Below are 22,206 nucleotides of genomic sequence, written 5' to 3'. Positions count from 1 at the left end.
AGCAGACCTTGGTATTATGTCTACTCAAACTTGTTGGGTCGTCGATATGACAAGGAGAAATGCAAGCGTTGCTCATTATCTCCGTCCAAAATTTTGATTGTTGTCTGCACGGATGTGGTTGAAGGCTGATATGCTCACTTAATGAGGCTGTGAACAATGCCGTTCATAGATATGCCCATTCGGTGGAAAATTCAATTCATGTAGTGTCCAACATTGGTTAGGAGAATCTCGTCCAGGGCGAATAACATTCCTTCTTTGTTTGTCAGATAAAATCGATAGGTATTTATTTATGCAATCTACCACATAAAAATATCTAGCCAGACAGTTGTGCATCCTCTAGATGTGTTGCTGGCATAATGAGCGACCAGTACATGCGTATTATTGCGTTGCTGGTCGCTTTTTGACTCTTCTCATGTATGCCGAGAGATTCCTGTGTTTGTCTCCACACATTTGCCGTGCAATAGAACTACACTCTCGGCCAATTGTGTATCTCTACTGCATGGATGGTGCTCACTTTCATTGTTGTGCTCTCCTTTTCATGAACTGAAACTGGAGCTGCAAGGCGAATATTACTTGGTGCCAATTGCAAAGACATGAGGTTGCCCGCCCGTAAATGTTGCGGGGAGGGTGACACTCTGAATGGTCTTGCCTGCTTGTAGCGTCACAGACGTATAGAAAATGTAGGTATTCCCCGTTTGCTTGCCTGTGGAGGCATTATGATAGGACATGGTTGCCGCAATGCTGTTGCCATAGGAGAGCGTTGAGGTGACCCAGTCAGTAAATCCAAGGGTAAAGGTTTGGGTGCTGCCATCGGTGTAGGTGATGGTCGCAGTGCCCGATGATCCTTTGTTACTGGCTGATCCCAGGAACGCCAGGGTGGTGGCTCCATCAATTGGAGTCACTCCAATGGTTTGCCCGGCAGCTTGGTAGTTATTGAAGTAGCCAGGCGCCATATTTGGCCAGATGAAGGTCACCCCATTGACGGTGACGTTTTGGCTTGGGATTAATCCAACTTGCTGAAGTGCCTGTGCCGAATAACTGTTTCCCTGAGCATCAAAGTTCCCAAAGGATGGGGCGCTATCATCGCTGGTGCCCACATTATTGTAGGATGACCCGGAAGCAGCGCCTGCTCGCGTTCCCACCGCGAAGATATGGAGTTGCCCCTGGTTTACTGAGGTCGGTAAGGTCACACTCTGAATGGTTTTTCCTGCAGTGAGAGCTACCTCGGCAGAGAAAATGTACGTTCGGGTATTTTCTTGCCCGGTTATGGTATTGCGATAAGGCATGGCTGTAACAATGGCGTTGCCGAAGGATGGTGATTGCGCGCCTGCATTGAGCGTCCAGTCGCTCATGCCAAGGGTGAAGGTTTGCGTTGTTGCATCCTGATAGGTAATGGTTGCAGTACCTGATGATGGACCATTGGTTGCAGCCCCCAGGAAGGCCAGGGTGGTGGCGCCACCAACTGGGGTTACCCCAATGGTTTGTCCGGCAGCTAGATAATTGTCGGGAATCACGGAGTAACTGGCAGGCCAGGTATAGGTCACCCCATTGAAGGTGAGATTTTGCCCTGCGTAGATGCGGGCTGCTTCTAATGCCTGGATGGAGTAACTATGGTTGGTGGTATCAAAGCTGGCGAAGGTTGTGCTGGAATCGTCAGAGGTACCTATATTGTTGGGATAATTGTTGTTCGCACGTGTCCCAATCATGAAAATGTGGAGATGCCCCTGATCGACACTGGAGGGAAGCGTGATGCTTTTCAAGGTTTTTCCAGGGGTCAGGTTGGCCTCCATCTCATAGAGGTAGCTGTTGAGTGCTGCTTGTCCCTGCGGAGTATTGCGATGTGGGAGAATCGCAAACAGATGATTGTTGGCGAGTGGCGTCCCTGATCCTCCATTGAGGACCCAATCGGTCATACCCAGGGTAACGGTTGAGGTGGTGTTATCGGTATAGGTAAGTGTTACGGTGCCCGAAGAACTGGGATGGGCATGATCGGCAGAACCAACAAATCCGATGGTGGTGGCCCCAGGAACGGCTGTAATGGGAATCGTTTGTCCTTGTGCGACATAGTTGTCGCCCTGGCCGGCGGGTACATTGGGCCAGGTATAATCGATCCCTTCATAGGTGAGTGTATCTCCAGGATTCCAGCCTGGACCATTGGGATCACTGAAATCTTGCACAGAGTAACTGTTCCCCGAGAGGTCGAAGTTCGCCCCACTAGGATTGGTATCGTCGCTGATGCCAATGTTGTTATAGTTCGAGCGCGTGCCGACAGCGAAAACATGCAGTTGCCCATTACTGACAGTCGTTGGTAATGTGACACTCTGAATAGTTTTTCCCGCTGGAATCGTCGTCTCCGTATAGAACAGATAGTAGGTTCCAGGTCGCGGCCCTGTCGTTGTATTGATACTGGAGAATGTAGCTGCCGGAATATTATTATAGTTTGGTGTGCTCACCCACCAATCAGTAAAGCCAAGCTGGAATGTGCTTGTGGTCGCATCGGTGTAGGTGATCGTTGCTGTCCCTGCTGAACCTGCTGTTGTTCCATTCGTTGCCGAGCCGAGAAAGGCTAATGCGGTCGTATTTGTGACCGGTGCAATGGGAAGTGTCTGTCCAGCTGCGATGGTGTTGTCTGGTTGTAGCTCGGTTGGCCAGGGAAAGCTGACACCATTAAACAAAAAGTTTTTCCCTGGTGTAATCCCGGCTGTTTGTAAGCTTTGAAGGGAGTAGCTTCTTCCTGAACCATCATAATTGGCTGCTAGCGCATTGCCATCATCGCTCACGCCAATATTGTTGAGCAAGGAACTGGCGGTACCGACAGCGAAAACATGCAGTTGCCCACCAGTCACAGTGGTAGGAAGGGTCACGCTCTGAAGTACTTTGCCTGATTGGAGAGCCACTTCAGCGTTGAAGAGATAGGTGGGAATGGTTTGTTGACCCGAAGACCGATTTCGATAGGACATCGTCGTGGCAACCGTGTTCCCAAAGGAGAGGGTCCCTGTGGTCCAATCGGTAAAACCAAGGGTAACGGTCTGGGTACTGCCATCAGTGTAGGTCATGGTGGCGGTGCCTGACCCTGCACCATTGGTCGCTGCGCCAAGGAAACCAAGCGTGGTCGCGTTAGGGACCGGCTCGACATAGAGGGTTTGTCCACTGGCCTGATAGTTATTGGCGGTGCCAGGGGCTGCGGAGGGCCAGGTATAGGCAATGCCATCACGCATGACAACCTGCCTACCGGGGACCACACCAGCGCTTTGCAGAGCCTGAGCTGAGTAACTGTTGCCTTGTCCATCTACATTGGCTGCGGTGCGATTACTGTCATCACTGGTACCAGTATTATTAGGGGCAGGCCAGCTCACACCGACAGCAAAAACGTGGAGTTGCCCTCCCGTGACAGTGGTAGGAAGGGTCACGCTCTGAACCGTCTTCCCCGCCGTAATGGGAAATTCTGCGCTGAACAGATAGATGTTTTTGGTCTGCTTCCCATCTTGCGTATTGCGATACGTGGTCGTTGCCGCAATGGTGTTGCCAAAGGATACTGTCCCAATGGCCCAATCGGTAAATCCCAGTGTGATCGTTTGCGTAGTGCCATCGGTATAGGTGATCGTGGCAGAGCCAGATGCCGCACCATTGGATGCGGCCCCCAGGAAGCCGAGTTTGGCCGCATTGGCAATTTGTAGGACTGGGATCACCTGACCATTGGCCTCATAATTATTGGCGGTTCCAGCTGTGGCACTGGGCCAGGTATAGGTAATGGTATCGTAGATGAAATTCTGCCCAGGGACGATCCCAGCAGCTTGCAGCGCTTGCGTGGAATAACTACTGCCCTGATGGTCGAAGTTGCCACTGAAGCCGTTGCTGTCATCAGCAGTGCCCACGTTGTTGTAGGCTGGCAAATTCAGTGCTTTCGGTGTGATCGTTTGCGTTTTTTGTTGTTTTTTCGTCTGGTGATGGGTGACATGAATCTTTTTCTTGAGTGCCTGTTGAAGGTCTTTGATGCTGCCAGGTGTTGTTGCTGACTGCTCAGTAGTATTGCTACCTTGCATTGCGGCATTGGCATGAAGCGGTGTTAGGGTCTCTAGAAGGATGATGAGCATTCCTACCAGGAGAGGGAATATAAGATGTCGAAGACGCCAGGCGGTAGGGCTCGCTTGGCCCGGCTGGCGTTGACGCGTCGAAAATAAGCGCATGAACGTAATGTTCTCCTCATACGTAAGATGCGCACGAGCGAGTGGCAGGAACGATGCCCACGTGTCGTTCTCCCAAAGGAAATGTGCGTGTTTTCAAGGTCCTGCCGAAAATAGTGAGTGAGAAAGTGAAATGCAGCTTCTGAGAAAAATAGACTTCTTTACTGTATTCTGAGTATTACCCCTTTATTTGCTTTTGCTAAATTTGCATAGCATACAATTGGCACAGGATATGGTCGCTATGCATGTAGTCTCTTCTTTGCATATTTTGTTATACCCAATAGAAGTGCTTTTTGTCAAGATAAAATTGAAGGAGTCAAAAATAGGCAATTTGATGCAATTTGAGTGTATTTGAAACAATATGGAGCAGAAAATAAATTCGATTTTTAATCTTCATTTAATGTGAATAATAATCTTGCTAAGAAAGAATATCAATGTATTTTGTTTGTGGCACACTGATGCTGCTTTTTTTCTAGAAAATATTCCAGAGAAAGAAGAGAATACAATAACTTTTTTACAAAGTTAATTCCTCTCTTGACATATGCATAAAATTGAGTTTATTATTTTAATGCACTGAGATGAGAGAATGGTGAGAGAAAGATAAGTAGAACTTGAGAGAATATCTGCTGCATTTGTGTACCCTCCTTTTGATTTCCTCTTCTTGAGAATAGGTAATGCATGAGATGCTCCAGCATCAGTGATACATGCCATTGCCTGTTTGGTTCCTACATTTCGATTGTTTATGTGTTGAAACAGGAATGTGCGCCATCTGAAACTGTTGATTAGAGTCCCCCCTCTTTTCTCTTCTGTCCTTTGTGAACGAGAGCAGAGAGTGGGCAACTCCAACTGCGCCTTTTGGTAGGTGAGTATGCTGTTGTTCAAATATCCCCTGTTTCATACGTTGGCAATCCCTTCGTCTGCTGCTCGCTTGTATGAGCAAGAGCGAGCTATGTGACAAATGATGTGCTCTTGCCCTGGTGACTCTTTAGGGGGAAGGGGACATTCTCATTTTGTGAAAAGGAGCCTTTTATACGTATGTCAGCGTATAACTCCATCCCGAACGTACCGAAAGAGAGTGGGAGGAAGGAACCTCCACTGCGCTCACGAGCGCGTGACTCTCATCGCTCTTTGAGCGTCGTAATATTTCTGCTGTGTCTGTCGTTATTTGGGAATATTCTGGCAGATTGGGCACAGATTCCTGTTGCCCATGCTGCGACTCAAACCAATCCGAATCCAGCGCTCAATGCTCCTTCATGGCTACAATCACCCAATGCGGTTGAGCACACATTAGTACCCAAAAATTCCAAGGAGGCTATTACTGCGCCACCCAAAGACTATCCTCGTCCTAAACAAAAAACGACACCTCCTTCTGTGCTCAGTCTGACCTCACAGGCGCAGCAGGTGGTCACAAAGGATGGGCACCTGGAGATCACTATCCCAGCCGGAACCGTCAATGCCACCCAGATCAAAGCGGCTGGTGGCGTTATTCACCTTCAGGTGACGCAGACCGATCCAGGTTCTGGTGGTGGAAGCGGTGGGCGTCTCTTGCTCGGCACCTATCAATTGCTCTTGCTCAACGCGCAGAACAAACCGTTGACCACATTGGTGCTTGTGCATCCATTGACGTTAAAATACCGTTTGCAATCATCGCAGAGCGCTCTTGTCTTGCAGGACCAGGCCGTGTATGCCTTCTGGCAGAATCTGGTCCCTCCCACCTCGAATACGACGAGCAAAAAGACAACCACAAACAGCACCCAGGCTGCGCCCTCCTCTGGGAAACCAGTGACGCATGTGCAGGTGGCGAAGAAGGAGTCGAAAGAGATTGCCTGGAGCGTGACAACCACGCTGAGTAACACTCCTCTCTCCACCTCATCGTCCAGCACTGCTAAGACCTCCAATCAGGTTGTTGCACCTGCGGAAGCCCTCTCGACCAGCACAATTACTTTTAGCACCCAGGCCCCACAGGCAAGTTGGGGGACGTCTCAGAACTTTGATGTGGGTTTAAGCTCAGGTGGTCTCCAATACTCCTATCCCTTGAGCGTGCCACCTGGGGCTGGTGGCTTGACGCCTTCGTTGTCCCTCAACTATTCCAGTGGCAGTGTCAATGAGAGCCACAATGTGCAGGCGGCTGCCTCCTGGGTTGGTGAAGGTTGGAATTTGGGATTGGGATCAATTTCCTGGAGTAACGAAAATGTGACCCCAGGCGGCAGCAATCGCCTGGAGAATGTCTGGTACATGAGTGATCCGACAGGGATCAGCGGACAGCTTATTCCACCCGACATGAATGTGTCCACCTCCTCTCCACGAACCCCTTCTCCTCTCCCCTCTCAATATATCTGGCATACGGCCCCAGAGAGTCATGCCAAGATTCAGGAAGTCTCTTTTGATGGAGGTGCGGCCCCCTGCTGGCATGTCTGGTTACCCAATGGCACGCTAGAAGAATTTGGTTGTACTGCTGATTCGCAACAAGGTGCGCAAGATAGCAATAGTAACTGGAATACCTATCGCTGGGATCTCAATCTGATCGTGGATCGTAATGGGAACCAGATCCGTGTCAATTACCAGCGTGATTTCCCCTCCGGGTTTGGAGCGGTCCGTGATGCAGTAATTTCCTCCATTGAATATGATGATCCAAGCTGCCATCAAACGAGCTTCACTGGACCGACCGCTGCATGTAGCAACTGGCATCCCAATATCCGTCTTGTCTTTGATGCTGATAACAAAGCCAGTTCGCTCACTGGTGGGAACTGTGGAAGTTGGTCGGATGGGACCTATCGGTGTGATGACCCAACGGACCTCTCTGGCTCTGGCGGGTTGGGTCGGGCGAAAGTGTTGAATACCTATGTTCTTAACGATGTGCAGGTCCAGGTTAAGGGACACCTGCTCCATAAATATGTCTTTTCCTATGAGCAGACCCAGCCACAGACCATCACGGACCCGCTCTCAGGGGCTCAGGAGAGTGTCGCAGGCTATCTGGACCTGACCAAGATTCAGGAGCAGGGAACGAACGGGACCACACTCAATGCCCCTATTACGACGGTCTCCTACACAACCAAAACACAGCGGTACGTGGACCTGTGGATGAATGCAACCAATCCTCCGTCTTGTCCTTCCTGGACGACCTCCAATAGTGGTGGGTGTGTGTTGTGGTCACAGAGCTATAACGGACGCTATATCAGTACTCTGGACAATGGACAGGGCTGGCACGAAAATATCAGTTGGAATGAGGCGCATGGGAATACTCATGGCGTGAGCAGTGGTGACCCCAACGATCCCTTTGCCTGTAACGGGCATCAAGCGGCAGGAACCTTCTGTGGAACGGCAGACGATCACAGTTGGAGCCGTATTGTGGTCACCTCGCGCTCTAGTGTAACGAATGGGGTGACCTCGACCTGGAATTATCAGTATTCGGTCAATGGTTATCAAGCAAATTGGTGTGGTGATTGCCGCTATGGCTATACCTGGGGGAACCAGAATGACCTGGACTATGCTGACTTTTATAACGGACAGTTTACAAGTTTTGCCAGTGCGCAGGTGACGCAGCCTGATGGATCCTATCAAATTGAAACGTTTTCCTCAACTACGGGGTGGGGTATTGCCCCTGGAATGACCTGTTCTGCTCCTACTTCCTGCCATGATATTCCCTATTGGAATCCTGATCCAGGAATGGCTGGTCATACAAAAACGGTGCAGAATTTTAGCCCAACCGGCAAATTACTGACGGTGAAGGATCTCACCTATGCCATGAACTGCCCTCCAGCAGGGGTTGGACATACTGGAACTGCCTATGGTGGAGGTGTTGGTGCGGCAGCGGGTAATCCTGGCGACACGCAGCGTATCAGCCTGTTGGATCAAAACAACCCGGTGGTTGTGTGTGACCCGCGAGTGACTCAGGAAGATGACTATCAGGTTGATGGCGTGACCGACGTTAATAACTATAAGACGGACAGTCGGGTTCTCCATAAAACCACCACGACAGCTTATGATGGCGATAATAAAGGGGTTGGGACCTATGACTATGGCAATATTAGCAAGGTAGACGTCACTGCAAACGATGTTGGTGGTGCCCATTTCATCGCTCGCAATACGTATTATCCGAGTGACAATCTGGGGTCAAGTCTCTTTCTCACGAATTTGCCTGCGTATTCATTCACACAGGATGCCAGCAGCAATACCTTTGGGTGTATGGCATTTGTCTATGGAGCCAATACAGCTCCCAGCCAGGCGCCACAGCTCACGCAGGCAACACAAACTAGCTCCTATCTTACCAATGGAGCATGTAGTGGCGCATCGGCGACAACACGATATAGCTATGATGCTACAGGTTCTGCACTTACTGGCATTGATGCTGACAACCATCTCGGTTGTACGAGTGGTTCCTCGCAATTTAGCACCTGCGCAACCTATGATGCTTTTAACACACACCTGCTTACGGTGACCAACGCGAAGAACCAAACGGTAACCTATGGGTATGATAGCGCAAGTGCCGCTGGCGGCTTTGGCCAGTGGCTACTGAGTACTACCGATACCAATGGGCAAACGAGTAGTTATCAATATGACGCATTGGGTCGTCTCACCGCAGTGATCAAACCAGGGGATAGTGCTAGTAGCCCAACCATAACTTACACCTATACTAATACCTGTTCGAGCGGCTCAACAGCTCCCTGTTTGGAAATTGATACCACAACCCGTATCACTGTGGGAAGTACTCAAACGACCACGACGCAACAATTGTTTGATGGGTTAGGTCGTCTCGTTGAAACAAAGACGCCTGGACCCAACATGTTCTCGAAAGTACCTGCAATTTCCTCGGTACTGGTAACGTATACTCTGTATGACAACATGGGTCGCCCAACGACGCAGAGCCTGCCCTATGCTGTCTCAGCAGCAATCTCTGGATATGTGACTCCAGATCAGAATCAGCCTCGCACGGTCACAAACTATGATAGTCTTGGACGTTCGCTGGGAAGCGTGACCTATAGCGATACGACAACCATTACCCTCTCTTCGACGCTCACCTATACAGTCGCACAGGGGATTCCTGGTTTCAGTGGCGAGAGTAGCAGTACAGCCTTCGAGCAAACAGCAACCTTCGATGCTTATAACCATAAAACCATCTCGTTTACTGATGCACTCGGGCGGTTGCGATATCAGCAGGAGGAATCGGGTACTGGTGCTACTGGTAGCTCCTATGGCCTCTACCGCACGCTGCAATATACCTACGACACCGTTGGGAACTTGCTTTCAACGAAGACCTATGATAGCTCTTCGACGCAACTGACATTCCACACGGCCACCTACGATGCCTTAAAACGGATCACAGGGTGGAATGATAGTGATGAGGGCTCATGCATCAATACACCTATGCCGACCAGTTGCGGAAGTAGCTCTGATACGGCATGGAAAATCACATATGACGCTGATAGCAATGTGCAGAGCCAAACAGATCCTCGCGGACAATCGATTTATGCAAGCTACGATTTGCTAAATCGACCTCTTTGTCGAGGTACCTCTTCAGCAGCAGTCTCGCCTTGCGGTAACAACGCCTATGTGACGTTCTTCTATGATAGTTATGACAATGCGAGTAATGCTGGGCTGACCTTCCCCTCTGGATGTGCCGCCCCTAGCGGTACTGCTGCTTCTAATCCAATTGGGCAAGAGGTTGCCGAAACCTTTAGCGCTTCAGTCGGTAGCGGTTGGCGCTGTTATGGCTTTGATGCGCGAGGACAGCTTGATAGCACAGGTCTTTCGGTGACTGCGGATGGGAAAACGACGACTCAGACGGCAATTTTGAGCTATAACGACATTGGGGAACCAATCAGTTTGACCTATCCCGATGGAGAAACGCTCACTTCGCAGTATGACAAGAATGGTTATTTCCATTCAGCCTTCTTTGGCACATCAGCAAGTACTGATCCAGTCCCCTTCCTGGTAGGGCAAACGAGCTATACCAATAACGGTCTGCTTAGTGGCTTGGCTCTCGGTGGTTCCGCAGTCAAAAGTAGCACTCCATCTCCGGTTTTAAGCACCTCGTATGGCTATGACAAAATCCAGCGTCAGATTTCTGATACTGTATCAAAGGGAGGAAGCACACTTTGGAATCAGGTGCGCACCTTTGATAACGTTGGCAATGTGCTTAATGTGGTCACCATCTTACCAACGACAAGTGGAGGAACACAAACTGATTCCCAATCGTTCTGTTATGACAATCTGAACCGTGTCGTGTGGTCAGGTAATAGCGGGACACCTGCAGGAGGCGACCATTGTGGAACTACTCCTAGTGGGACAAGTATCAGCACATATCAACAAGCCTACAGTTACGATGTTTTAGATCGGCTTATCAACGGCCCTTCTGGAACAACAACATATGATAGTCAGCACGTGCATGCTGCCATTGGCTTAAGCTCAGCCAAGAACCCTTATGCCAGTTATGATTCGATGGGGAATATGACCTGTCGCAACCTGGATCCGACGGGAGCGCAGAGTTGTGATAGTGCACAAACTGGCTCAGCCATGAGTTATGATGCCGAAGGCAGATTATCACACTGGACGGCACCCCAGGGCCAGAGCGCAAGTGCGGATTACCTCTATGATAGTGCTGGAAACCGAGTACTTCAACGCACGAGTAGTTCGACAACTGTTTCGGACACGCTCTACTTCAATGGGCTCACTGAAACCACATTGAGTGGGAGCACAACAAGCACCAGTAAATACTATACAGTGATGGGGCAACGCGTCGCCATGAAGAAGGATGGCACGCTCTCTTACCTGATTCCTGATCTGCTTAGCAGTGCCAGCCTGACGCTGAAGGGTGATGGGACTGTTCAATCAGTTCAACTGTTTGCTCCGTATGGGACGGTTCGTTACAGCCAGGGAACATCTTCAACTTCGTACAATTTTACTGGTCAGAGGCTTGACGAACTGACAGGGTTGCTGTACTACGGTTCGCGGTATTACGACCCTTATAGTGGGCGCTTTCTCAGTGCTGATACTGTAGAGACGAATGCGAGTGGATTTGATCCCTATGCCTATGTGCATGGTAATCCCGAGACATTTATTGATCCCACTGGGCATATGGAGAAGCCAGAAAGTGGAGAAGGAGGGAGTCCTGGAGAATATGGTGGTAATGGTGGTGGTGGTGGCGGCATTATTGTAGGCTTTATTAAGTGGGTGGCAAGTTGGTTTGAAGAAAATCCAGAAACCACAGAGTCTACAACTGAAGCTGTCGAAAACACAATCGAATCGACGACAGAAAAAGCTCTAGATGAGTCTGACGAATTAGCCCAAAAAGAGCTAGAAGATGAAAAAGCATACGAAAGGCAACAATTTGAAAAAGGATTAGAAGAAAATTCAAGCGCCGAAACAACGCCTGTAGACGAAACGAGTACTGATTATCCTTTAGGTAGTACTAGCACTTATGAGCCACCAGCGGACAAAAGCGTTTTCCCTCAAGAAGCTGAAGGAACGTGTGTGGCTGCTAGTTGTAGAATGCTACTTAATGACAATAATTTTAGTTTGACAGAGAAAACTGTTCAAACTTATACTGGCACTGATTCTCAGTTTGGTGGTGGCATGGAAAATGTTCCTAATGCACTTAGCAAAATTGGAGTTCGCATTCCTTATTCATTTATGAGAAATGCAACTATTGCTGATTTGCAAGCTGCTACAGGCACTGGTAATTCGGCAATCGTTTCTATTAGAGCTGGGCTTATCGGCACACATGCGATAGTTCTTGATGGCTTCGATGAATTAGGGAATGCACTTGTTCGCGATCCATATCCATATCAGGGAGCTTATGGAATCCCTATGGAGCAGTTTATGGATCTGTTTACTGGGAGAGCAGTTGTTCCTAACTTTTAAGATAGGTCAAAAGTAGTTTTGAGCAGTCTTGCTGAACAAGAGTTTTCTGTGTTAGCAAGACTGCCTATCAGTTGCGAGAGTAGAAGAATGGAAGTGTTGCATGTATGATCTTTATCTTCTGTTAGAATGTCAAACGGTTCCTGATGTACAAGATTTGGTTCAGCAGGTCCCAGCTTTATCTGATCCATCACTCCAATTGAAAATGTTTCAGCGAGCGTCACGTCCAGGTTTCCTAGGACTTGATCTCTCTGAAGAGATGGCGAAAACGCTTCTCCAACGTTTGACGTATGCAGGCGCATTAGCGCAACGACATCCTTCTGCCTATCGCCACCCACTTCTTACTCTTGAGCAAGCAACGATAATTGCTGAACAAGTTATTGGAGAACTACAAAAGAAAGAAAATTTCCATCAAAGTATAGGCCCTGTTCGTTTGGCGGCTGACCAGGCAGTCTGCTGGAGTTTCAAAGCTTTTTCAAAGCAGCGTACCATCTTTGTCAACATAGATAAGTTAGACGGTCACCTATGGCAAGATGAGGAATTACACCATCTGAACGACGAAGCCAATTCTTTACAGTTTGAAGTTTTAAGAAAAAGAGTGGAAATGGCGGATGGGGTTCTGAGTCATTGGAAGCAACTGTACAGTATATTCGATATATATCTCTTAAGAAATTGTCAAGTTTCCATTCCTTTTGAAGACTTCGTCAAACAAATATCAGCAATATCCGAACATAGAATGAATCTGGAAACCCTACAGTATCCATTTCATGTAGGCTTTTTTGGCCTTGATCTCTCGTATGAGGCGGCTGCAAGCTTACTTCAGCACCTAAAATCTTTAGGTGCTGAAGGTTGCCGCCTCCCGGCAGCGTATCGGCAGCCTCATATTTCTAGAGAACAGGCAAAACCTCTAGCTGAGCAGATCATTTCTAGACTTCATGCAACCTATATTCCTGATGATATTCTAGGACCGCTGTCCTTTGTGAGAGAAAGTGAAGTATGTTGGATATTTGGCGCTGCATCTCCCCAGCTTTTGAAGGAGAGAGGAGAGCCAGGGGTCTTATATGCTCAAATAGATAAGCTAGATGGGCATATGTGGACACCGGAGGAAATGCAATTCTTGCATAGCGAAAGCAACCACTTGTCAAGTTTCCATGCTTAAAATGTCTTCTAAGAACGGGCAAAGTTCTGCTTCATAGTACTGAGGATCGGCATTCTAGCATTGCGTATGTTCGGTATTAGGAATACGATAAAATCTCCCCATCGCATGTGCTGAAGCGAGCAGATCGCTATACGCTATCGAGGCTGTCTCAGAAGCAATCTCTGGATATGTAACTCCAGATCAGAATCAGTCTCGCACGGTCATAAACCATGATAGTCTTGGGCGTTTGCTAGGAAGCGTGATCTATACGATACCACAACCATTACCCTCTCTTGGATGCTCACCTAGACAGTCGCACAGGGGATCCCTGGCTTCACTGGAGAGAGTCGCAGCACCGCTTTCGAGCAAACAGCGATTCTCGATGCCTATAACCATAAAACCACCTCATTTACTGATGCACTCGGGTGGTTGCGGTATCAGCAGGAGGGATTGGGCACTGGTACTACTGGTAGCTCCTATGACCTCTACCGCACGCTGCAATATACCTACGACTCACGATGGAGAAATGCTCACCTTGCAGTATGACGCCCTTTTAATAAAAACGACATTTCTATTCGGCGCAACGTATTGAAACAGAGGGATATTCGTGGAGACAAGAAAGTATCGCGTGGGACCAGTAGAGAAGATCAGTCTGGAGACACAACAATTCAAATGGAGTGTGTTGAGCACCGGCAATTGTGGTATCCTGGTTAAGCCATTGATCGGACGACATGAAAGGGAGTACCACGAGAACCAGCGGCTTGGGCTCGCGTTTGCCCATCATGTGATTCAGCAACTAGATGGTGACCCTTCATCAGAGCGCCTTTCAACGCCTCAACTCCTGTTGGATGCCGCTGATGCGGTGATTACAGATCCTGATTTTATGTTTCTCCTAATGACAACCTGGCGGTATGTGCCAGAGGGTGTGGAAATCTGTTCTGTAGGGGCAAACACAGTCTTAGTCTTTGAGCAGGACACGATTGAGGAGGTGATTGTGCCTCATACGGCGCTGGAATGGCTGAAGCAACAGGGGCAGAGCATTCACGCTCCTCTCTTTGCAAATCCTGTCACCCACATGCTGGGGTCAAGGAAAAGCCAGAAAAGTTGTCGCATTGAAGATATACGAGTAGCTCTTGTTCCGTTATTGCCAACCACTACAATCGCCATCATTGCAGAGCAATTGTTAGTTGAGGCTATTCAAGAACAACGTATTCCTAGAAATGAGCTCTCATCCTTTATCGAAACATGGAGCCCTCCTGGGAGGATGCGTACCACAAGTGTGCTGATTTCGTGGTGAGATCAAATTTGTTTGTAGATAAGCTGTGTCATAAGAGATTATGAAATGAAACAGTCATATCTAATCTTTTCTGATGTCAGTTTTATTGCTAAACATAAGGCATCTTGAATTGCGAAAGAGGAGAGACAAGCAGCCCCAATCCATAGAGTGAGGTTGCTTGTCTCTTCTTGAGTAGGAGAATGCTTCATGCAGAGAAAAAAGAAGTGCCAGAGAAGGTACCAACTATTTGAGGTCTGAAGCCGTACTTGCTGAGACTGCGGACTACATTCCAAAGACCACTCCAGATGGCATTCTAGGAGAGCAGACCTTGATAAAACATCTACTCAAATTCGTTAGGTGGTCGGATACGCCAAGGTGGAATGCAATCGTTGCCCATTGTAGACATTGCGTAATAACCACTCAATGTGGCACATGTTTCCTCCAAGGTTTGATAGCTGTTGAGGTTAACCTAAGCGAATGGATCACCTCCTCTGCTCGGCTTCAGAACCTGAGGTGACACGTTAGCGTGATCCACATTCTCAGTGATCTAGTTATTGTCATGGGTACCTTGGACACGTGGGGTGTTGCTGATCATGGTAATGACGATGCAGTGCGAATTTGTTACTCAGTTCCTCTCCTCCACCTTGACTGCGCGAAGTAATATAGCAGGATTGAGAGTGCTCACCTCTTATGGGGTCGCCCGTCACCCGTCTTCCGAACCGTGAGTGCGGCTTGTCACTGCATACGGCTCGTCCTTTATGTGCTTCTTGAGATGCTTTTTGTTGGGAAGGGCAATGCTGAATGAGTCTGGTAACTAGTTCAGCGCGCATCTGGTAGTCACAGGCCAGTACCAGCATGGGCCGTCCTGTTGACGCAGGGCAAAGCATCCCTCTATGGTAGCCGTCCCACTGGAAGCTTTCAAAGACCGCTTCAAATTTAAGCATAGAGAGGTGGAACTTATTATGGATAGCCATGATAGCCAATTCTTACAAGAGTTGGCAAACAGATGGGGGAGACCAACACATACAGAATATGATGAGAATGGAAATTTGATTGCTTTAAGTCTTACAAACACAAAAGCACGTTGGCTCAATGAAATTGTGCACCTCACTCGATTGGAGCGTTTGAGTCTTTCTGGTTTCTCTAACTTGGAGGAATTGCCAGCAGAGCTAGGACAACTGAAGGCTTTAAAAGTGCTTACTATAAAAAATTCATTGATACCAAAGCTCCCAAAGGAACTTGGTCATTTGAGCTCTTTAACGTTCCTTGATTTAGGAATGAATGAGTTACAAGAGTTGCCAGGAGCAATTGGGGAACTTGAACAACTTGATGCATTGCATATCTATGATTGTCACCTCCAAACCCTTCCAGCGGAAATTAGAAATTTGAAGCACCTGACATCGTTAATTCTTGCAGGGAATGAGTTACGGGAGTTGCCAGCAGAAATTGGAGGGCTTGAAGGTTTGGAGGAGCTAGATGTAAGTGACAATTATTTACAGACCCTTCCAGCGGAAATTAGAAATTTGAAGCACCTGACATCGTTAATTCTTGCAGGGAATGAGTTACGGGAGTTGCCGGCAGAAATTGGAGGGCTTGAAGATTTGGAGGAGCTAGATGTAAGTGACAATTATTTACAGACCCTTCCAGCTAGTTTCATTAAATTACGTCTTCTTACTAATATTGATCTCTCTCAAAACGATTGGAAACTTTCTAGGCTAGAGGATATTCCTCTTCCCAAAAAACTGCTGGAATCACAATTTCCTGGTAGAGCTTATTTTTCCGCCCAATAGCGAAATGACGTTGACCCGATTTTGTGGATCTTCCGCAACTTTCGTGCTCCTGCTAGGCTGCGAGCAAAAACCGCTGACGTAACAATTCAAGGCTTCCGCGACCATACATACTCCGTTTGATATACTTGAGTTTGTTGATCTGTCCTTCAACTGGTCCATTGCTGTAGGAAAAGCTGAGGGCACCTTTCAAGGCAGAATATTCCCGCCTCAAGCCAGAGAGCGAACGTTTGCAGATCGGGAACGCCACTGGACTGACACTCTTCGAGCCAGGTGTCAAGTCGATCAGCTTGGCGTTCCCGTACCATCGTGAAGAAGCGTTGAGTCAAGTCATAGGCGATATTGATGTCTCCTACCTCTCGAATGAAGGACAACGTCAATTGATCCTGCTGATCAAGCTCTTCGGGATCACGTACAAGTAGCCACGTCAGATGTCGAGGAGAGCCTAACGGTTCAACCGTTCCCTCGGCAGGCTGCGATGGCGAGTCCTCCCGCATCTCTGTTCTGCTGGAGAGAAGACCTGGTTCAGCGGCAACTGCGTTCAGAAAGGATTGCTGTTTGATTTTCTCCTCTTCAGAGGAACGGCGTCCCGGTCTGCCCAGATACTCTCGCAGCCAGGTATTGACCACCTTGTAGCCGTGAGAGAACCCCTGCTGACAGATCTCTTGCCACAGCATGCTTGCATTTTCGCATCCATCCGCCACACGTTGTTGGAGATAAGATAAGTAAGGAGTCAGACGATACGTCTGCCTCCGTTTGTGAGCAGAATGTTCGGGGAAGGCTCCAGCATACACGAACTTGCGAACCGTCGTTGGACTCATCTGCAATTCTCTTGCAATGGCGGCAATACTTTTGCCTTGTTGATACTGGGCAACGACTTCCTCATACCATGCTTGGCGTCGTAAGCGGGCGACTTGCGATGCGGCAACCTCACTACTACTGCGTTTTTTTTTCTTGTAAGGAGTGCGAACTGTCACCCCAGCCTCTTTCTGTCGTTGCTTGAGGGTCGCATGAGCGCGGCTCACGATACGCTGGACCACCTCACGCATATTTTTGAGGAGATGCCATCGATCAAGAATCTGTTGAGCTTGAGGAGCCCCTTCACTTGCTCCGCGCATGTATTCACTCGAACGGTCACGGCTGATGTACGCAACTCCTGGATGGGCCTCAAGCCACGCTGAAAGAGTCTCAGCTGTTCGTTCGAGCAACAGTTCAATAGGGCGGTGGGTAGAGAGATCGACCAGGATCGTGCCGTAGGTTTTACCACGACGAAGGGCAAAATCATCGACGCCAAGCGCCTTGGGAACCTCCTTCAAGGACACAAGGCTTTGCTTCACAAGCCGGACAAGGGTATCCGAGCTGGTTGGCATTCCCACTTCTTTGAGCAGACGTGAGGCGAGCTGTGCGCTGAGGGCAATGGCGAAAAGACGCAATGTGGCGCTGAGCCGTACTGTCCGCTGAGCCGAGACCGCAACCACTTCTGGAAGCCGCTCAGAGAAGGTGAGGCGAGGACACTGGACGTTCTGGCAACGAAAACGCCGTACCAGAAGCTTCAATTGAACGGCTCGCCCACTACTTGGAAGATCGCGAGGCGAGCGCGTGTAGTAACTATGCACGCGCTGACTTATGTGCTGGCAGGATGGACAAAGAGCAGTTGAACGAGTTGCGGCCGCTTGAATGACCACTGTATTCTCAACATCAAGCACCTGCTTGATGTCAAAACCTGGAAGCGAAAAGGGAAGATGAGACAAGAGAACCACCTTAAAACGAAACTGAATTGAATATGTTCCTCATCTTTCTTTACGAATCAAGGTTGTAACTCGAGCACGAAAGTTGCGGAAGATCCGATTTTGTGGAGGTCTGAACAATAAGGATATGATGGAGTGCCCCAAAGACTGCTCCAGATGATACCTTAGGAGAGCAGACCTTGGTATTATGTCTACTCAAATCTGTTGGGTCGTCGATACGACAAGGAGAAATGCAAGCGTTGCTCATTATCTCCGTCCAAAATTTTGATTGTTGTCTGCACGGATGCCCGTGCATCTAACAATCCAGCAAACAACAATGCCAAACTACTGAATGCATTGTATGTATGACGTTCTTGTGTAGTAATCGCTGAATAGATCCCATTGCCTCAAAATTCATCAAAGCCTATTTGCCTATGTATCTCGTTGACTCGAAAGATGAAGATATGACTAAAAAGGATGTTATGCTTCTATGAATGAAAAAGATGATTTGCCTGGTATACTTTTCGATAAAGTGGTGAATCATAAAAGCCGCTCTTCAGACGGCTTTTATGATTCACCACACACGTTTTTAATTGAGCTTGCTCTGGCCTGTCCAGTGCCGGTCACGCTGGCGTTTGCCCTGCACCTGGCCGTAGGTGGTAACGCAGAACGGGACCAGATAGGTGATGAGCAGCAGCACCAGTTCGCTCCATGTGAAGTGGCCACCGACCAGCGCTTGACTGTGATTAATCAGCCCCAAGAGCGTGCCGATCACCAGTGTAGCCTTCAATGAACGCATAATGGTATCGCGTTCGAGGCTGTATGCTATGATCGTGTGGAGAAAGCGAGACCACTTCCGGAACCGGGTGTACAGATGCATTGCTTAATCTCCCACTTGTTCAGTGGAGACTGTTTCCACAAAGGAAGGAGAGATTTGCTCCAGAGATTGCTTGTGCGTCTGGACGCCGTAGAGCAGCATCACGAGAGCACCAATGAGTAAAGGGGCACCGAAGATAATCAGCTCGACCTGCGCAGAGATTCCCAGATCCAGCAGCACGCCGCCGAAAAGTGGACCAATAAAGGAGCCGATGCGGGTGAAGCCAGCAGCCCAGCCAGCGCCAGCTCCGCGAATCTCGGTGGGGTAGACTTCTGCGCTATACGGTGGGAAGATGCCTAGCAGGGTGGTGCCGAAGAAGAAGATGACACCTCCCACCAGCACGAGGAAGACGGGTTGTGCGGCAATTTGAGGCAGAAAGACACCCAGAATGAGCATGAAAATACCTGCAATGAGCGGATAAAGTGTCAGCACCAGCTTGGAGCCACCCTTATTTAGCAAGAAGAGTGCCAGGAAGACCGAGGGAATGGCGAAAAAAATGATCAGCATGGGATAGTTGACACTCTGGGCGTCAGAGTAGCCCAGATTCACGAGGGTCGTGGGCAGCCAGATGATGAAGGAGAACTCGAAGAAGCCAATAAAGAAGCCAAAGATCCAGTTGGCAACGGTGCGCCTGCGGTAGACGTTGCGCCAGAGCCTCATCAACCCCTCGATGACTGAGACGCGCTTATCTTCATGGGAGAGGTCTGCGCATCGTCCAGAGGGTCGTAGTTGCCGCCGGTCTGGCGACGAATTTCAGCAGCGACGCGTAGAGCTTCAGCTTCTTTGCCCGCAGCGAGAAGATAGCGGGGAGATTCGGGGAATTTGAAGCGGATCAGGACCATGAGCAGAGCCGGCAGTGCCTGAATATAGAACAGCGATTTCCAGCCGGCGACCGGCAGAAGAAAATGGGCGCTGAGCGCGGAAAACGCATAGCCGACGACAATAGCCAGGATGCCGAGCGCTATCTGGGTACGCGTGCGCAGGTGAGCAGGCAGGAACTCAGCGAGCAGCGTGAAGGCCAGTGGAATTTCTCCCCCGACGCCAACGCCCATGAAGAAGCAGGTGATGGTGAATTGTACATAGTCCCAGGCGTGCGTTTGGATGAGGTTGGTGACGGAAAATAAGAGGATGGTGTAGGTTAGGGCCTTCTGTCGGCCAATACGGTCGCCAATGATGCCCCAGAAAATAGCGCCGACACAGGCCCCAAAGAGGGCAGCGGTGGGCATGTAGGAGCCCTGGATATAGTTGAGATTCCACTCCATGCGCATCATAGGCAGAATGAACGGGCACGTGACCTGATCCATGTTATCAAAAGCGGTGCCAAGGAAGACGACAAGCAGTAAGATTTTGTAAAAATTGGACCAGCGAAACGTCTCTGGCCGGGATTGAGGCTTGGCAGTGAGCATGTATTGTCTCCTTTTCTACTCTTTTATGGGGCAAATTTGCTATTTCTTCTGTTTTTGCATCCTTTACACGAGTTGGCCTTTTTAATAGAAGACTGAAAAGAAGCTGAGAAATCATCATCAAAATACTGAAAAGAGCTTACCGGGGTCTTTCTTTGCAGGTTAGTTTCCTAAATAGCGCAGAGGAGGAATGTTGCGCGCTACAAGTGCTTCTCATGCTGCTGTGGGGTACCACCAGAGGCGATAACCATAGCCTGCAAGGAGAAACCATGGCCCAGGAAAAAGCCAAACACCCATGCTTGTCTACATCGTCTCTGGTTCACTCTTTGTAGGATCATTTCAAACCAGAAAACATGTCTCTGAAGGACTTGAGCATGATAAGCAAAGCGTGCAGCATGCTCGCCAGGACCTTGAGGCTGAAGTACAGTAGCAAGCTGTCGATTTGCTCGCGTCGCTAACTCATACCCATCAAATCACCAAATCTTACTTTTAGATTTGCCTTCGAAATCTGTTGATAGGCGAGCATCACATTCATCCCCAAAAATGGTTATGGCTCCATTAAGCCAGCCTCAAGAATGTGATCTGTGAGGATTTTAAGAAAATATCCCTGGTTAATTGCCGAAGCAGAACGCATGGCGGAAGCGCCAAAGAAAGTTGTTCCTCCCAAGCGCAAAGAAGCGTTTCCCTACAGCAACTCTCTCTGTTTCAAAAAAGAAACCCGTAAAAGAGAGCACTGAGTTTTGACACGAAACTCAGTGCTCTCTTTTGTATTGTATGGATGAGTTTGTTAGCTCATGCAAAATATACATGTAACGTTATTGATGTTACCTTACTAGCAAGCTTTACGAATAAGGGTGGAATAAGAATCGTGTGTGATAGATGATTATGCATCATCCTATACCACCTGATACCCCCTGGATCTTGAGAAGATAGTGTTCCCTCTCTAGACAATATTATTCACCTTTATTCTTATACGATGAAAGGAGTGCACAGGTCTTCAGGCGGGCTGAATCGCTGCTTGTCTGTGCGTAGTGGATTGTGTGGAAATGGTGACTTTTGTGCGTTGAAGTGCATGAAAGGAGCAGAGAATACTATGAAAATAGGCTCTAAGCGTTTTCTCTTTATATCGATTATAGTCTTTTGTTTCTTACTAAGCATTGCGATTCTACCCCTGACCATGCGTGCAGTGCATGCCCAGGATAATAGTAACTCTGGACCAGCGAAAAAAATCGTCGTAGACATTTCGGATAGAGAATTGGTTGCTTATGAAGGCGATGAGGAGGTCTTTCACACCCTGGTGACAGCCGGACGTAAGGGATTAGAGACCCCAACCGGAAATTTCAGTGTTTTGCAGAAACTGAGCCCAACAACCTTTACTTCCCCCTGGCCCAAAGGCTCACCTTATTATTATCCCCCAACCCATATCAATTATGCTCTGGCTTTTAAGGATGGCGGTTACTTTCTGCATGACGCGACTTGGATCACACAATTTGGACCGGGTGGGACAGACGATAATCAGAATTCACATGGTTGTGTAGGTATGCCCCTGGATGCGGCAAAATGGTTGTATAACTGGGCCCCTGTTGGAACACCAGTAATGATTCAGCTCTGATCCTGTTGTGTTGTACGCCACCTACTAGCACATGGCGTACAACACCCTTGCCCCACTTATTTGGTTGTCGCTCCTAATACAAAGGCCTCACTTGCGTTCAAGCGTCCACACCAGTAGGGCGACTTCGTTTTATGTCCACCACTTAAAATGGTAATATTACGTAAATGAACGTACTCAAAGAGCACTGGCAGTCCGGCAGGCCCAATCTCGGGCTGGTTGGCTGGTAGTACCAGATTTGTATAGAACATGTGCAGGAATTCGGTTGTGATTGGGTCCTCTTTGCGATACATGTCCTCATATTTTGCAACACTGCCGGGTCATGTGTATAAAATTGAGCGCCAATTG

General features: G+C 48.6%; 12 protein-coding genes. 6 read left to right on the top strand and 6 right to left on the bottom strand.

The window, feature by feature from the left end:
• Nucleotides 1-569: 569 nt before the first annotated feature.
• Entirely contained in the window at nucleotides 570-4,187 is a 3,618-nt protein-coding gene (locus tag K3T82_RS33495) for a beta strand repeat-containing protein (RefSeq protein WP_220197860.1), read from the bottom strand.
• A 1,032-nt stretch (nucleotides 4,188-5,219) separates the two neighbouring features.
• Between K3T82_RS33495 and K3T82_RS33490 the strand changes: the two genes are divergently transcribed.
• From K3T82_RS33490 to K3T82_RS33475, 4 genes are all read left to right on the top strand, one after another.
• The gene (locus K3T82_RS33490; protein WP_220197859.1) at nucleotides 5,220-12,044 is read left to right on the top strand and encodes an RHS repeat-associated core domain-containing protein; all 6,825 of its coding nucleotides are present in this window, start codon (nucleotides 5,220-5,222) and stop codon (nucleotides 12,042-12,044) included.
• A gap of 100 nt (nucleotides 12,045-12,144) precedes the next feature.
• The gene (locus tag K3T82_RS33485; RefSeq protein WP_220197858.1) at nucleotides 12,145-13,200 is read left to right on the top strand and encodes a hypothetical protein; all 1,056 of its coding nucleotides are present in this window, start codon (nucleotides 12,145-12,147) and stop codon (nucleotides 13,198-13,200) included.
• Nucleotides 13,201-13,786: 586 nt separating this feature from the next.
• Nucleotides 13,787-14,476, top strand: a complete 690-nt coding sequence (locus K3T82_RS33480; RefSeq protein ID WP_220197857.1) for a hypothetical protein — start codon at nucleotides 13,787-13,789, stop codon at nucleotides 14,474-14,476.
• 872 nt (nucleotides 14,477-15,348) lie between these two features.
• Nucleotides 15,349-16,245 carry a leucine-rich repeat domain-containing protein gene (locus K3T82_RS33475; protein ID WP_220197856.1) on the top strand — a complete coding sequence of 299 codons (897 nt, stop codon included), beginning with the start codon at nucleotides 15,349-15,351 and terminating at the stop codon, nucleotides 16,243-16,245.
• Nucleotides 16,246-16,391: 146 nt separating this feature from the next.
• Here K3T82_RS33475 and K3T82_RS33470 read toward each other — a convergent pair whose 3' ends face one another.
• The 4 genes from K3T82_RS33470 to K3T82_RS49315 form a co-directional block, all read right to left on the bottom strand.
• Entirely contained in the window at nucleotides 16,392-17,993 is a 1,602-nt protein-coding gene (locus K3T82_RS33470; protein ID WP_220197855.1) for an ISL3 family transposase, read from the bottom strand.
• A 565-nt stretch (nucleotides 17,994-18,558) separates the two neighbouring features.
• Complete coding sequence (gene nrtS / locus K3T82_RS50305) at nucleotides 18,559-18,768, bottom strand: nitrate/nitrite transporter NrtS (RefSeq protein WP_420799377.1); 210 nt, start codon at nucleotides 18,766-18,768, stop codon at nucleotides 18,559-18,561.
• A gap of 84 nt (nucleotides 18,769-18,852) precedes the next feature.
• On the bottom strand, nucleotides 18,853-19,506 hold the full coding sequence (locus K3T82_RS49320; protein ID WP_220197853.1) for an MFS transporter: 654 nt from the start codon (nucleotides 19,504-19,506) through the stop codon (nucleotides 18,853-18,855).
• Complete coding sequence (locus K3T82_RS49315; RefSeq protein WP_220197852.1) at nucleotides 19,506-20,252, bottom strand: MFS transporter; 747 nt, start codon at nucleotides 20,250-20,252, stop codon at nucleotides 19,506-19,508. Before K3T82_RS49315 ends, K3T82_RS49320 begins: the two co-directional genes overlap by 1 nt.
• Before the next feature lie 292 nt (nucleotides 20,253-20,544).
• Here K3T82_RS49315 and K3T82_RS49310 point away from each other — a divergent pair, with 292 nt between their 5' ends.
• Nucleotides 20,545-20,679 (top strand): hypothetical protein, encoded by a 135-nt coding sequence (locus tag K3T82_RS49310; RefSeq protein ID WP_268886703.1) that lies wholly within the window; start codon nucleotides 20,545-20,547, stop codon nucleotides 20,677-20,679.
• Nucleotides 20,680-21,342: 663 nt separating this feature from the next.
• The gene (locus tag K3T82_RS33450) at nucleotides 21,343-21,861 is read left to right on the top strand and encodes a L,D-transpeptidase (RefSeq protein WP_220197851.1); all 519 of its coding nucleotides are present in this window, start codon (nucleotides 21,343-21,345) and stop codon (nucleotides 21,859-21,861) included.
• 56 nt (nucleotides 21,862-21,917) lie between these two features.
• Here the strand turns inward: K3T82_RS33450 and K3T82_RS33445 are convergent, their stop codons facing one another.
• A complete protein-coding gene (locus tag K3T82_RS33445) occupies nucleotides 21,918-22,151 on the bottom strand; it encodes a hypothetical protein (protein ID WP_220197850.1) in 234 nt (77 codons plus the stop codon).
• Between the last annotated feature and the right edge of the window lie 55 nt (nucleotides 22,152-22,206).

It is taken from the genome of Ktedonospora formicarum (genome assembly GCF_016587355.1).
Classification (GTDB): Bacteria; Chloroflexota; Ktedonobacteria; order Ktedonobacterales; family Ktedonobacteraceae; genus Ktedonobacter; species Ktedonobacter formicarum.
Note: the sequence above shows the minus strand (reverse complement) of the source record. Positions and strands in the feature narration are given on the sequence as shown.